Origin of the sequence: Helicobacter sp. UBA3407 (genome assembly GCF_949747025.1) — a bacterium.
Taxonomy (GTDB): Bacteria; Campylobacterota; Campylobacteria; order Campylobacterales; family Helicobacteraceae; genus Helicobacter_D; species Helicobacter_D ganmani.
This window is the reverse complement of record NZ_CATKCB010000085.1, coordinates 1-12533: the sequence shown is the minus strand read 5'-3', so window position 1 is coordinate 12533 and position 12533 is coordinate 1. Positions and strand designations below refer to the sequence as shown.

The window sequence follows — 12533 nt, the reverse complement described above, 5'->3', positions numbered from 1 at the left end:
TGGGTGTCTTGATGAGGTTTGCGTCGGGTTGATTAACAAGTTCGCCCAAAATTGTAAGTGCATCTTTGACTCTTTGTGATTCTTTTAGGTTTTCTGGAAATTGCGCTAAAACGCGCGCAGAGAGAGAAATATCTGAAGTCTCTACAACAATGCCGACTTTTCCTAAAAATGCTTGAACAATAGGCAAAAAGGAGTAAGTCGCGAGGGCTGGGGATTCGTCTGTTAGGGTATAGGTGATTTTCATAAAGATTCCTTTAATGTAGAATTTGTCGTTTGAGTATAACAAAGAATTGCGCAAATTTTGCTAATTTTAGTCAAGATTCTTTTTACTTTCTTGATAAAATGTGAATTGTGTTGCACTTTGTAAAGTTTGTGGTAATAATTTCGTATTTACACACTTTGTTGAAATATCAAGAAAGTTATAAATTTAAAACGCAAATTTAAAGAGTTTAAAGTATAATAATAAATTATGATTTAGATTTGACAATTTTGTCAATTAAGGAGCACAGAATGTTTCCTGTAAAAAGCAGTTTAAAATTAGTCGGTAGCGTTCTTGGAGTCGCAACAGATAAGGATTCCATTATTTGTATGGATAATTTTTATAATATCTCTACTTTTTCCAAAGAAAATAAAGTAATTGATAAAGTATTGCAACTTTCCAAAGAAGTTGAACCTTTACATCATTTTAGTAAAGCAGTTGCTATTTCCTATACGACTTCCAAAATTGCTATGGGTTTTGTCAAGGCAACCAAAGGTGTAGTGGTTACTACTACGCCAGAGATTGCGCCTATTGCACAGCTTACTTGGCAAAAACTTGCAATCTCTAAAGCTGCTTTTTCTCACGAAGATGATTATTTGGCAACAGGAGGTGAAGATGGGCGCGTGTTGCTGTATTCTGCCGACAATTATCAATTGGTTTTAAGTATGCCTCCTTTGCCTGATTACATTTCTTCTATTGCGTTTAGTCAAGACGAACGGCTAGTTTTTGCGGGTTGTTTTGGCAAAAGTGCAATGATTTTTGATGTGGTAAAAAATGATTTGGTTGCCACGATTAAGACGGAATCACTGATTGAAGACGCATTTTTTTATGCAGACAATACAAGATTGTTTTGCGTAACTAAAGAGGGGCAAACTTTGATTTATGATGTGTTGGAGCAAAAGTTTATCAAAGAAAATCTCTTAAAAGGAGCGTGGCTTACACGATGTCGCCCAATTGCAGGCGAGGAATTTGCTCTTGTGGGGGCAAAGGACAAACAATTGCGCATCATTGATTTAAGCGATAATACTTTAAGTGATTCTATTGCTCTTGAACATAGTGGAATCACAACAATGAGAGTGGAGGATAACTTGCTTTATCTTGGATTTTCTGATGGAACAATAGATATTGCAGACCTCAACGAAGCCAAAGAAGAAATGCTAGAATTACTCAATAATAATGACCTTAAAGGTGCATTGGGCTTGATTCAGTCTAAAAATATCTTTTTGCAAACCTTAAAAGAGTATCGCACAAAACTAGAAACTCTTTGGAAAGAAATGCTTGCAAAAGCTATTGATTTGCTTGCAAAAGACCAACTACAAGAAGCAACTGCGGTTGTAGAGCCATTTATGCTAGACCAACGCAAGAGAGAAGAGTTTGATTATTATTGGCAGCAAAAAGAAGCGGTGGCTAAATTTATGGACGCAATTGAGGCAAAAAACTATATGGAGGCTTATAAGTTAGTTGAACAAAATGCGTATCTAAAAGAAACAGTGGCTTATGCTAAGCTAGAAGAAACTTGGGAAAAATCTTTTGAAGTCTCTAAGAGATTGCTTTTCCAAGATCCTCAAGGCAATTTAGTCAAAGCGCAAGACTTGTTGCGTCCCTTTGTAACGGTTAAATCTAAAAAAGATGTGGCAATGACATTGCTTAGAAATAGCGATAAATTCGTGCAAGCCGATAAAGAATATAAGGCAAAAAATTTTGTAGAATATTTTAAACTATGCGATAGATTGCCTTTTTTGAAAGAAACTTTGATTTATAGAAGTGCAATGCTCATTGGAGACCAGATTGCACAACGTGTAAATGCTTGCGAGAATCAAAACGATTACACAAAAGCATTAGAGATTTGCAAACTGCTTGCTTCTATGTCACCCTTTAAAACGCTTGCAGACGAAAAGGCTAAGACGATTCAGATTAAACTAGATTTTGCACAAGCCTGCAAAGAGCGTAAATTAGCTGACGCATTTAAAATGGCGGAAACTTACTTTGAATTACGTTCTATGCCAGAATATAAAAAGCTTTATGATGACTTTAAAAGATATGAGAAGATTGCCTTTGGGTTTGCTGCAACAGGTAATGGAAAGGCAACTTTGGATAATTTAAAAGATTATCTTTATATTGAATATTGGCGCGATAAAATCGCTGCAATTTTAAAGATTGCTTATCTCTCCGAGTTTATGCTTAATGCGCCCGGCAAAGAGGGCGCACAACCAGACATTTGCTGGAAAGAGACTTTTCAATATTATATTGAAAGATATGGCAAAGATGAGGAGATTAAAAAGTTAGCAAATGAAATCGGATTGCAAGATGTGTTAGATAGCATTCCTTTTGATGGAAATCCTAAAGGCTATTTGACAACAATTGTAGCAGATTCCTTGTTGTGTATTGATAATCAACCTTTGCACCAACACGAAGAAAATGACAAAGAAGAACAATAGCCAAAAATGGAATCTCACACTTTAAAATCGCGCTACAAAACAAAACAAATTGCAGTAGGTGATGTCCTAGTGGGTGGAGATGCACCTATTTCTGTGCAGAGTATGACTTATAGTAAAACAGCCGATTTGCAAGCAACAAAGAAGCAAATTGATTGTTTGCAGCTTGCAGGGTGTGATATTGTGCGTGTGGCAGTGAGCGATGAAGAGGACGCAAAGGCATTAAAAGCACTTAAAAGTATGATTTCTATTCCTTTGGTTGCAGACATTCATTTTCGCTATAAATTCGCCCTTGTTGCGGCAGAATCGGTAGATTGTGTGCGCATTAATCCGGGAAATATTGGCTCAAAAGATAAAATCAAAGCAGTCGTCAATGCGTGTCAAGAGCATAGAATCCCGATTCGGATTGGTGTGAATGCGGGCAGTTTGGAAAAGCCCTTTGAAGTCAAATATGGCGCGACACCCAAAGGAATGGTAGAATCTGCATTATACAATATTAAGCTTTTGGAGGATTTTGGCTTTACAAATCTCAAAATTTCCCTTAAGGCAAGTGATGTAGAGCGCACAATGAGTGCATACCGTATGTTGCGTCCCTTGGTAGAATACCCTTTCCATTTGGGCGTTACAGAAGCAGGGGATTTGGAGTCTTCTATGATTAAAAGCTCCATAGCACTTGGTGGATTGCTTATGGAGGGGATTGGCGATACGATGCGCGTATCCATTACAGGCGAGCTAGAAAAAGAGATTGAAGTTGCGCGCGGAATTCTGCGTTATTGTGGGAGACAAAAAGAGGGAATTACTTATATTTCGTGTCCTACTTGTGGGCGTTTGCAGGCAGATTTAGTGCCGATTTTGAAAGAGTTAAAAGAGCGAATGCCCAAGATTAAAACGCCTATGCAAATTTCTGTTATGGGTTGTGCGGTCAATGCCTTAGGAGAGGCTAAACATGCAGATGTGGCGATTGCCTTTGGCAGTGGCGATGGATTGGTGATTAAGCACGGCGAAATTGTGGGCAAATATAAACAAGAAGAATTGATTGATGTTTTTATTAAAGAAGTAGTAGAGACAGAAAAAGAGATTGCTAGAGGTCTTGAACAATAAGATTCCTCGTCAAGCTCTTTTGCGCATTGGATTTATAACGTTTGTATTTGCATAGGTAATTCCCAAAGAGGCAGGAAAATTGCAAGAGCTAACCACAAAACCAAAGCACCCAAAGCAAGGACCATAAGAGGCTCAATTAAGGCAAGCAAAGTTTCGCTATGTGTGGCGAGTTCTTCTTGATGTAGCTCAAGGAGAACTTCTAGGGATTCTAAAAACCCTTCTTCGTTTTGCGCTCCACAGAGTAATTGAACGCTTAGATTATCTAAAATACCACTTGCACTAAAGGCTTGTGCGATGGGGATTCCTCGCACAATCGCTTCAAAAATTCTTTCGGTTTTTTGCTTAATTTCTGCATTGCTAAGTGCTTTAGATGAAATGTCTAATGCAGTTTGTAAAGGCACTTTGCTCTTGTAAAGCCAAAAGAAACTAAGTAAAAATTGAGAAAGTTGATAATAATGCAATACCGCTCCTAAATAAGGAATCTTAAGCCATAGTTTATCCATAAAACATCTAAACTTTTGAGAGGTTTTGTAGAATCTGTAAGTAAAAAATGCGATTCCACAGAGGCTAAGGAGGCTAAAGTAGCCATAGTCTAGCACGAGTGTGCGCATAAAAAGCAGACTTTTGCTCACAAGCGGTAAAGGCGCGTTGATATTTGCAAACAAAACTTCAAATTGAGGCAAAACAAATAAGGTAATACCTAGAAATACAATTACCATTATGAAGCTAACCAAAAGCGGATAAAGCAAAATTTTGGTCAAAAGCTTGCGATTCTTGTGCGCATTTTTGAGTTCAATGAGAATAAATTCTATGGCTTGTCCTAACATATCGGCTTTTTGTCCGATTTCTAGCATAGAACAAATAAAATCTGAAAATCCTGCTTCTTTAAAGCTAAGCGAAAGGGATTTACCAGAATTAAGCGCAAAGAGTGCTTTGGCAAATTGCGCACTAAGAAAAGGATTTTTAGTATGCGTTTGGAGATTTTCTAAAAGCAAATTTAAAGGCAAATGCGCTTTAAGCCCGAGTTTAAGCTCGTAAAAAGCACTTAAAATTTCTTTTGTTTTAGGGGTTTGAAAGGCAAACAATTTGTCTTTTAGGCTAGATTGTGGCGTGATTTTGAGAACAAAAAGATGTTGTGATTGGAGTTTATTTTCTAATTCACTTTGCGTTTTGACATTGTAGATTTTTGTTTGAATCTTGCCTTTTTGTTTGTATTGGACTCGGAATTTTGGCATTTATTTAACCACACGATAAACTTCACGCATATCCGTGACTCCATTTGCAATTAATTGATGAGCCTTTTGTTCTAATGTGAAATTTGGTGTTTGTTTCTCAAGTCTTTTTAAAAATTCTAGTTTGCTTATCCGATGATGAATGAAATCTTCTAAATCCTTACTAGCAAGCACAATTTCAGCAATTGCGATTCTGCCTAAATATCCCGTGTGATTGCATAATTCGCAGCCTGATGTATCTTGTGGATTTAGCTTGGCGCACTTGCAGAGTTTGCGTAAAAGTCGCTGTGCGAGGATTCCACTAAGGGATTGTGCAATAAAATGCGGCTCTAATCCCATATCTTTTAGGCGCACAATTGTATCCAATGCGTCGTTTGTGTGTAGTGTAGCAAAAACCAAATGTCCTGTAAAAGCGGCTTGAATTGCGATTTGCAGACTTTCTTTGTCGCGCACTTCTCCTAGTATAATCACATCTGGGTCTTGGCGCAGGACATTGCGTAAGACATTTGCAAAGCTGACATTTTGGCTCATTGCCACTTGATTAATATGTGGCAAGCGATATTCCACAGGGTCTTCAAGTGTGATAATTTTGAGATTCCGCTCTTTTAAGATGTTCAGGATTCCATACATTGTGGTACTTTTGCCGCTACCCGTAGGTCCTGTAATGAGCACAAGCCCATAGGGTAAGTTAAAAAGTGATTGGATTTGTGTTAATTCTATCTCTCCAAAGCCTAAAGATTCTAAAGGCAAAAGAGTTTTGTGCTTATCTAAAATTCTAAGCACGATAGATTCTCCCTCAACTAAAGGCAAAGTAGAGACACGAAAGTCAAAGATACGAGGAAATCTATCAGAATGTAATAACTCTAGCTCAAATCGTCCATCTTGCGGGAGTTTGGATTCTGTCAAATTCAAGTGGGATAGCAGCTTAATGCTTGCGCTTAAAGGAGCAAAAAGCCATAACTCAAATGTGAAACATTCTACCAATACGCCATCAATTCGGAATCGTACGCGCATAGAGTCAAAATCGCGTTCAAAATGCACATCACTTGCGTTTTTGGATACTGCAATTTGTAGCATTAGTTGCACTAGGCTTTGAATGCTTGAATCTTTTTCTTTGGATTCTTGATAAATTTCTTGTTGGATTTTCTTGAGTAGTTTTTGGAGCTGTTCTTCTTGCTCTAGCCACGCAAGTGTTTTCTTGAAATCGTCCAAGCCAATTTCGCCAAACTCTAAAATATAATCTTGAAAAAGACTTTGAATGGTGTCTTTGTGAGGATTATTGGAGGGGTTTAGCAAAGCAATTTCTAATGTATTTGGAGGAATCTCTTGTGCAATAATTGCGTTAAAATGTCGCATTTGTTTCACGCTAAGACGCAGTGCGGAATCCCTATGAATTTCTTGAATGCTCCAATGTTTTTGCGAATTTTGAGTAATCAAATTTTTTGCCCTTGTTGCATTTGTTTTAAAAGATTTGTTAAATTTTCGTTATTGTTTTGCCGCAAAAAGTTTTGTAAAATCAAAATGGCTTCCTCTGGATTCCCCTCCAAATAAGTGCTTTTAGCAAAGATTTCCCAACTTTCAGAGTCTTTTGGATTTGCAAGGTTTGCGCGCAGGGCTAAATTTTTGGCACGTGTGTAGTTTTGACTATCCATTGCCGCTCTTGCCTGCATAATTGGGTTTTGCATAGATTTTTGATTTTGCGCAATGGAAACGGAATCTTTTGTCGTGCTAGTAAGCTTGAATTTCGGTTTGTTGGAGGCTTGATAGTTAGGAATCGCATTAGAATAATTTTGCAAAGCAAGAGTAGAATCTCGTGTATAATTTGGTTTTTTAGGCTCTAAATTCAAATATTTTGTGGCAACCCAACCCTCTTGAGTGTGCAAAAATCCATTATATGTTTCAAAATATTCACATATTTTAGAATTTTGTTGTAACTGATGAATAATTTTTGCTTCCAAACTCGGAGCATTGCGGACATTTAATGTGCTAGATTGCACAAAAAAGCATAATTTATTTTGTTTGCTTGGAGTGATTCTTGAATCTTGTATGGCTTTAAATTCCCCAAAGCTTCCTACTAAGATAAGCATAATTCCTCCCAATGCGCACAATAAAGCAGTTTTTATCATCTTTGCTCCTTATATTTTAGAATTTATTGGATAAATGCTTGACTTTTGCTTGAATATGCAGTAATTTTTAGATAATTAAACTTAAAAATGTTTAAAAAATGGGGATTTGTTGGAATGTTTGCAATGGAATCACACACAAAAGCTTTTGCCTTGCTAGAGTTTTTAATTTTTATTTTGGTGTTAGGCATATTGGTGTCTGCAATGTTGGGGAGTTTGGCTGTTATTGGGTTAGAAAATTTTAGAATTGTGCAAGATGTGGATATTTATAATGTTCCAATTTGTAACAAGATAGTGGAGCATTGCGTTTTTCGTTCTTCTCTTTTGGATTCCACTCTTGTTTATGAGATGAATGCCACGATTCCTTAAAGGAGAACAATGCGACATGCATGGACTTTAATTGAGATGCTTTTTGCTTTAATTTTGTTAGGAATTTTAGGCGTTTTAGGTGGTTCAACCCTGCTTAGAATTTATCAGAATTATCATCATCAAAACGATAGCTTTATTCAAGAAATTCAAGTGCAAAATGCTTTATTGCAGATTAAACGCTTGCTTGAAAATTCTTATTTAGAAAGCCTTATGCTAAGCAGTGGCGAGGAGATTGGCTCAAACCCCTTGAGTCTTAAAGGTAAGAGTTTAATCTTTTATGAAAAAACGCAAGAATATGTGGTAATTGGAGATTATTCTCTACCTTGTCTGCACGGCTTTTTTGTGCCAGAGAGTGCCAAAATAAATAATGTTTTAACGCTAGAATTTTTGAGTATAGATTTGGGTTCTAATGGAGTCTTAAATAAAAAATGCTCTGTTTATCAAAAAGTAAATTTACCGCAAAAAGCACTTTTTGTTACTTCAGATTTCATTGCACCAAGAGATTTTTATAATTCTAAATTTCAAGGAAAGATTTTAGAGCTTAATGCCAATCAAATCACATTAGAGATTCCACATTTGTTTAAGACTTTTATGCAAGCAAAAGCTGCAATACCGATAATCCCTAAAATGTATTTTCTGCATTCTATTTCTTCCTTGTCCTTTGGGGATTCTATTTTTTTGGAATCCAAAAGCCAATTACAAGGCGTTGTGCGCAATACGCAAGAGATTATCCAAGAGATTGCGGATTTTAAGATTGCTAAAACCGCTTTGGGAATTGCGCTTGAGATTTGTGTTAATGATGCAAGAGGAAATCCACATTGCGCGAATACTCTTGTTGTTGAGGTTGAGTAATGCGTTGCTATAAACATTCAAGAGGAGTAGTTTTGTTGCCTTTGGCTTTACTTGTTTTTTTGGGGGCATTTGTCTTGATTTTAGGATTTAAAAATGAATCTTTTAAGAATGATTTAAAATCAATGAATCAGCAGATTTTATGGCTAGACTTGTACCTATTAAGCTTTAAAGAGCAGCTAAAAGTAGAACTTCAATCCACAAATCCACCCATTCAAGATTTTATGGTTTTTTCTAGGGTGATTGCGGAGGATTTTAATTATAAAGCAGTGGTAAAGAGGTTGGAGGGAGATAAAAAGAACCTGGAAGCATTTTATTTCGTGGATATTTTTGGGATTTATCGGGATAGCAGCAAAGAGTTTTTGCAAGAATTTTCTGTGAGGCGAACTTGGATTTTGAGGTTGCAAATTTGAATTATTTGGTTTGCAATAGCAAACATCATCGTATGACAAATTCGCTTCATTTTATCTTGCTTTTATGGTAATATTTAATTGCAAAATTATTTAAACTAAAAGGTTTTGGGAATTATGGAGATTCAATGTTTTCTCTAATTGGTTATTTTTTATTAGCAATCGTGATTTCTTTTTGTTGTTCCGTGCTAGAAGCAGCTTTGCTCTCTGTTACGCCACCTTTTATGGAAAGTTATGCAAAAACACACCCTAAAAGTGGCAAAATTTTAAAATATCTTAAGGCAAATATTGACAATGCTGTGGGAGCGATTTTGGTTGTCAATACTTTTGCTAACACCGTAGGCGCAGCAGGGGTTGGTGCGCAGGCAGTGGAGATTTTTGGGCAAGATTGGCAGGGATTTGTTGCTTTGTTTATGACATTGTGTATTTTATATCTTTCTGAAATTCTACCAAAAACGATTGGCGCAACTTATTGGAAAATGATTGTTTCCCCGATGTCTTATTGTATTTTTGCGCTTTATTGCATAACCTTTCCTTTTGTTTATATTTCACGTATTATTACGCATCTGTTCAAAAGAAAAGATGCAAACCAAATGAGTCGTGATGAGATTTTGGCGATTATGGATTTAGGGGAAAAAAGTGGCTCTATTAATGAATTAGAGGGAGATATTTTAGAACATTTGATTTTGCAAAAAACCCTGAAAGTCAAAAATATTATGATGCCAAAAGAGAAAATCTTTGCCTTACAAGAGGAAATGAGCATAGAGGAATCTTTGAATATTCCTAATGTTCATCGGTATTCTAGGATTCCTTTGTATGCTGATACGATAGACCAAATTCATTCTATCGTTTTTAAAAAGAGTATTTTACACGCTAGCCTTGAGAAAAGAGGGAAAGAGGCACTTAAGAAGATTGCAAAGAATATTACAAAGGTAGAATCCGAAATGGGGTTGCTAGATTTGCTAGAAAAATTTATTTTGCAGAAAGAGCATTTGTTTTTGGTTGTAGATAGTGAGCAAAATATTGTCGGCGTTGTCGCATTAGAAGATGTGATTAATGCTGCACTTGGTGTTGGTAATTTGCAGCATCGTTAGGAGATTGTATGATTCTTTTAATTATCTATTGTTTAATTGCGATTGTTTTTACTTTTTTGTGCTCTATTATGGAATCTGTTTTTTTATCTATCACTCCCTCTTTTGTTGCAAGTTTTGAAAAACAAAATCCAAAAGTAGGTGGTTATCTGAAATATCTTAAAGAAAATGTAGATGACGCGGAGGGGGCGATTTTGGTATTAAATACCTTTGCAACAACTGCGGCAGCAACAGGAGTTGGAATCCAAGTCGCAAGCCTTTATGGGCTGAACTATCAGGCATTAGGAGCAAGCATTTTAACTATCGTGCTGATTTATTTCTCTGAAATTCTACCAAAAACGATTGGCGCAACTTATTGGAAGATTTTAACACCTTATGTAACTCTAAGCATTCATTACCTTTTGAAAATTGTCTTTCCTTTTGTGATTGTGGCAAAACTGATTACGCGTTTTGTCAAAACGAGTTCAAGTTTATTTATTGGACGCGATGAGATTCTAGCAGCAAGCCAAATTGGGCATCAAAGTGGTTCAATTTCTAGACGTGAGGAATTTATTATAGAGAATCTCTTAAAGTTGAAAAATTATCAAGCCATTGATATTCTCACACCTCGCAGTGTAGTGGTTTCGTTGTGTTATAGCGACACAATACAAAAGGCGTTAAATACGCAAGATATTTATAACTATTCGCAGATTCCTGTCTATGGAGAAAATGTAGATTCTGTGATTGGTATCGTGCATACACAAGATATTTTGGAGGTGGGCTTAAATAAAGCACAAGAGAGTGTCAATCAACAAACGATTGGCGATTTAATGCGTCCGGTATATGTCGTATCTTTTAATGTTTCCGTGTTAAATTTGTTAAATCTTTTTATTGCCCAAAAAGAACAGCTCTTTGTCGTGCAAGATAGATATGGGCAATTTTATGGAGTTGTAACGCGTGAAGATGCGATTGAAACCTTGCTTGGTAAAGAAATTTTAGATGAATTTGACAAAGCGGCAGATATGCAGAAGGTAGCGCAAGAAAATATCAAAAAATATCGCTTGAAATATTCTGATAAAATTAAAAATATTTAAAGTTTTGTAAGTAGCCTTCATAAGTATAGGGCAATGTTTGCTTAATCTTGCCGCAAAGATGGAATCGTAAGAGATTCCAAGAAGATTAATTTATGGGCGCGTATTGTTCGGTGTAAAGATGCTGTGTCATCACTAGTAAGTCTTTGCTGATTTTGTTTGCGGTGTCAATGTCGTTTAAGATAGAGGAAACATTTGTCGCATTGATTTTATTATCAAGAATCAGTTTTTCTACCTTATTGATTGCATTGTCATCGGTTTGGTCTAATTGCTGAGAAACCTTACGAATGCTCGCAAGAATTAATTGAATATTCTCATCGGAGCTTTTTTCAAGATTCTCAATACTGCGTAAAAGCTCGGCTAAATCAATACGTATTTCATTATAAAGCTCCATTAGCGCACCATTAGAAGTTTGTGTCGTGCTTTTTAGATTGCGATAAAGCATTTTGAGTTGATGCACGGATTCTACCGCACGACGCGCGGCATTTTTGATATGGACAATCTCATTCATCTGTTCTTTGTCGTGGATATGAGTTTGTGCAATCGTTGCAAAGTCAAACATTTTATCAAACAAATATTTGATATTTTTTTGATAAAAATTATCAAAATCTACATCACGCCGATAAAGTTTTTTCTTCGCAATAATTTCACGGAAAGGTGTGTTGGAATGAATCTCTTTGCGTGTAAATCCAAGCGCATAGGTAAGAACTAAGAAGCAGTTATCATAGAGATGTTCCATTTCATTGCGCAAGGCTTCAATCGCGGTGTCTGGGTATTCTACAATAGAATCGTTTAGGTAAATTGGTTCGTATTCTTTCGCTTTTTTATCCACGATAACTTTTTCAAGGAATTGCACCATTTTGCCAATAAATGGCATCATCAGCGCAATGCCGACGAGATTAAACAACGTGTGGAATGCGGTGAGTTGCAAGATGTAATCATTGCTTGCGATTCCAACTTCACTGCAAAAGAATCGCACGACAAAAATCATTTGGTGCAAGAAAATCACTGCCACAAGCGCAGTTACACTATTAAAAAGCAAATGCGCTGCTGCAAGTCGCTTGCCTGCAATCGTCGTGCCAATAGAGCCGATGATTGCCATTACGGTGCTACCTATATTTGAGCCAATCGCAAAACCAAGTGCATTTTCATAGCTCATTTGTCCGGCTGCTAGAATCGTAATGGCTACGAGCAAACTTGCATTGGAGCTTTGCATTACCACGGTTAAAATAATGCCCACAAGCACAAAAAGTGCTACCCCCTTAATGCCCGGTATTTGCCCATATTGCGCAATGTCTATAATGTCTTTTAAGTCATTAAAGCCGCTTTTGACAAGCGAAATACCCAAAAAGAAAAAACCAATTCCACATAGGATAGAGCCAAATGCCCTTGCAGTTTTGGAGCTTTGGAAGTTTAGAATCACGCCAAAAACAAGCAAAGGCATAGTAATAGAGGAGATGTCAAATTTTACCCCAGCAATCGCAATCACCCAAGCGACAATTGTCGTGCCAACATTCGCACCAAAGATAATCCCAATTCCCTGCCCCAATGTAATAAATCCTGCAGAGAGAAAGGAAATAGCAAGTACGGAAAC

At 36.7% G+C, this 12533-nt stretch carries 12 protein-coding genes; 7 read left to right on the top strand and 5 right to left on the bottom strand.

Features of this window, described 5'->3' with window-relative positions; all coding sequences use genetic code 11:
* Nucleotides 1-244, bottom strand: a 244-nt coding sequence (locus Q1553_RS02020; protein WP_300842714.1) for an NADP-dependent isocitrate dehydrogenase, incomplete at its 3' end; no start/stop codon positions are given.
* Between the two features lie 266 nt (nucleotides 245-510).
* On the opposite strand from Q1553_RS02020, the gene Q1553_RS02015 reads away from it, so the two are divergent.
* Together Q1553_RS02015 and ispG are read left to right on the top strand one after the other, a co-directional pair.
* Nucleotides 511-2697, top strand: a complete 2187-nt coding sequence (locus tag Q1553_RS02015; RefSeq protein WP_115551804.1) for a WD40 repeat domain-containing protein — start codon at nucleotides 511-513, stop codon at nucleotides 2695-2697.
* A 6-nt stretch (nucleotides 2698-2703) separates the two neighbouring features.
* Nucleotides 2704-3795, top strand: a complete 1092-nt coding sequence (gene ispG / locus Q1553_RS02010; RefSeq protein WP_115551805.1) for a flavodoxin-dependent (E)-4-hydroxy-3-methylbut-2-enyl-diphosphate synthase — start codon at nucleotides 2704-2706, stop codon at nucleotides 3793-3795.
* A 32-nt stretch (nucleotides 3796-3827) separates the two neighbouring features.
* On the opposite strand, the gene Q1553_RS02005 is transcribed toward ispG, so the two are convergent.
* From Q1553_RS02005 to Q1553_RS01995, 3 genes are read right to left on the bottom strand one after another with little or no spacing between them, the layout of a single operon-like run.
* Nucleotides 3828-5030: a type II secretion system F family protein gene (locus tag Q1553_RS02005; protein WP_115551806.1), complete on the bottom strand. Its 1203-nt coding sequence runs from the start codon at nucleotides 5028-5030 to the stop codon at nucleotides 3828-3830.
* The gene (locus tag Q1553_RS02000; protein ID WP_245944250.1) at nucleotides 5031-6464 is read right to left on the bottom strand and encodes a GspE/PulE family protein; all 1434 of its coding nucleotides are present in this window, start codon (nucleotides 6462-6464) and stop codon (nucleotides 5031-5033) included.
* Nucleotides 6461-7153, bottom strand: coding sequence for a hypothetical protein (locus tag Q1553_RS01995; protein WP_297600176.1), 693 nt, complete (start codon nucleotides 7151-7153; stop codon nucleotides 6461-6463). The genes Q1553_RS02000 and Q1553_RS01995 overlap by 4 nt, the downstream gene beginning before the upstream one ends.
* A gap of 87 nt (nucleotides 7154-7240) precedes the next feature.
* On the opposite strand from Q1553_RS01995, the gene Q1553_RS01990 reads away from it, so the two are divergent.
* The 5 genes from Q1553_RS01990 (at nucleotide 7241) to Q1553_RS01970 (ending at nucleotide 10942) form a co-directional block, all read left to right on the top strand.
* A complete protein-coding gene (locus Q1553_RS01990; RefSeq protein ID WP_115551808.1) occupies nucleotides 7241-7519 on the top strand; it encodes a type II secretion system protein in 279 nt (92 codons plus the stop codon).
* A gap of 9 nt (nucleotides 7520-7528) precedes the next feature.
* Nucleotides 7529-8371, top strand: coding sequence for a type II secretion system protein (locus Q1553_RS01985; protein ID WP_297578331.1), 843 nt, complete (start codon nucleotides 7529-7531; stop codon nucleotides 8369-8371).
* The gene (locus Q1553_RS01980; RefSeq protein ID WP_115551810.1) at nucleotides 8371-8781 is read left to right on the top strand and encodes a hypothetical protein; all 411 of its coding nucleotides are present in this window, start codon (nucleotides 8371-8373) and stop codon (nucleotides 8779-8781) included. The genes Q1553_RS01985 and Q1553_RS01980 overlap by 1 nt, the downstream gene beginning before the upstream one ends.
* A gap of 125 nt (nucleotides 8782-8906) precedes the next feature.
* Nucleotides 8907-9872, top strand: a complete 966-nt coding sequence (locus Q1553_RS01975; RefSeq protein ID WP_115551811.1) for a CNNM domain-containing protein — start codon at nucleotides 8907-8909, stop codon at nucleotides 9870-9872.
* Between the two features lie 8 nt (nucleotides 9873-9880).
* Nucleotides 9881-10942, top strand: coding sequence for a CNNM domain-containing protein (locus Q1553_RS01970; RefSeq protein ID WP_115551812.1), 1062 nt, complete (start codon nucleotides 9881-9883; stop codon nucleotides 10940-10942).
* A gap of 85 nt (nucleotides 10943-11027) precedes the next feature.
* On the opposite strand, the gene Q1553_RS01965 is transcribed toward Q1553_RS01970, so the two are convergent.
* Nucleotides 11028-12533: Na/Pi symporter (locus tag Q1553_RS01965; RefSeq protein ID WP_300842713.1), on the bottom strand; the 1506-nt coding region annotated here is incomplete at its 5' end.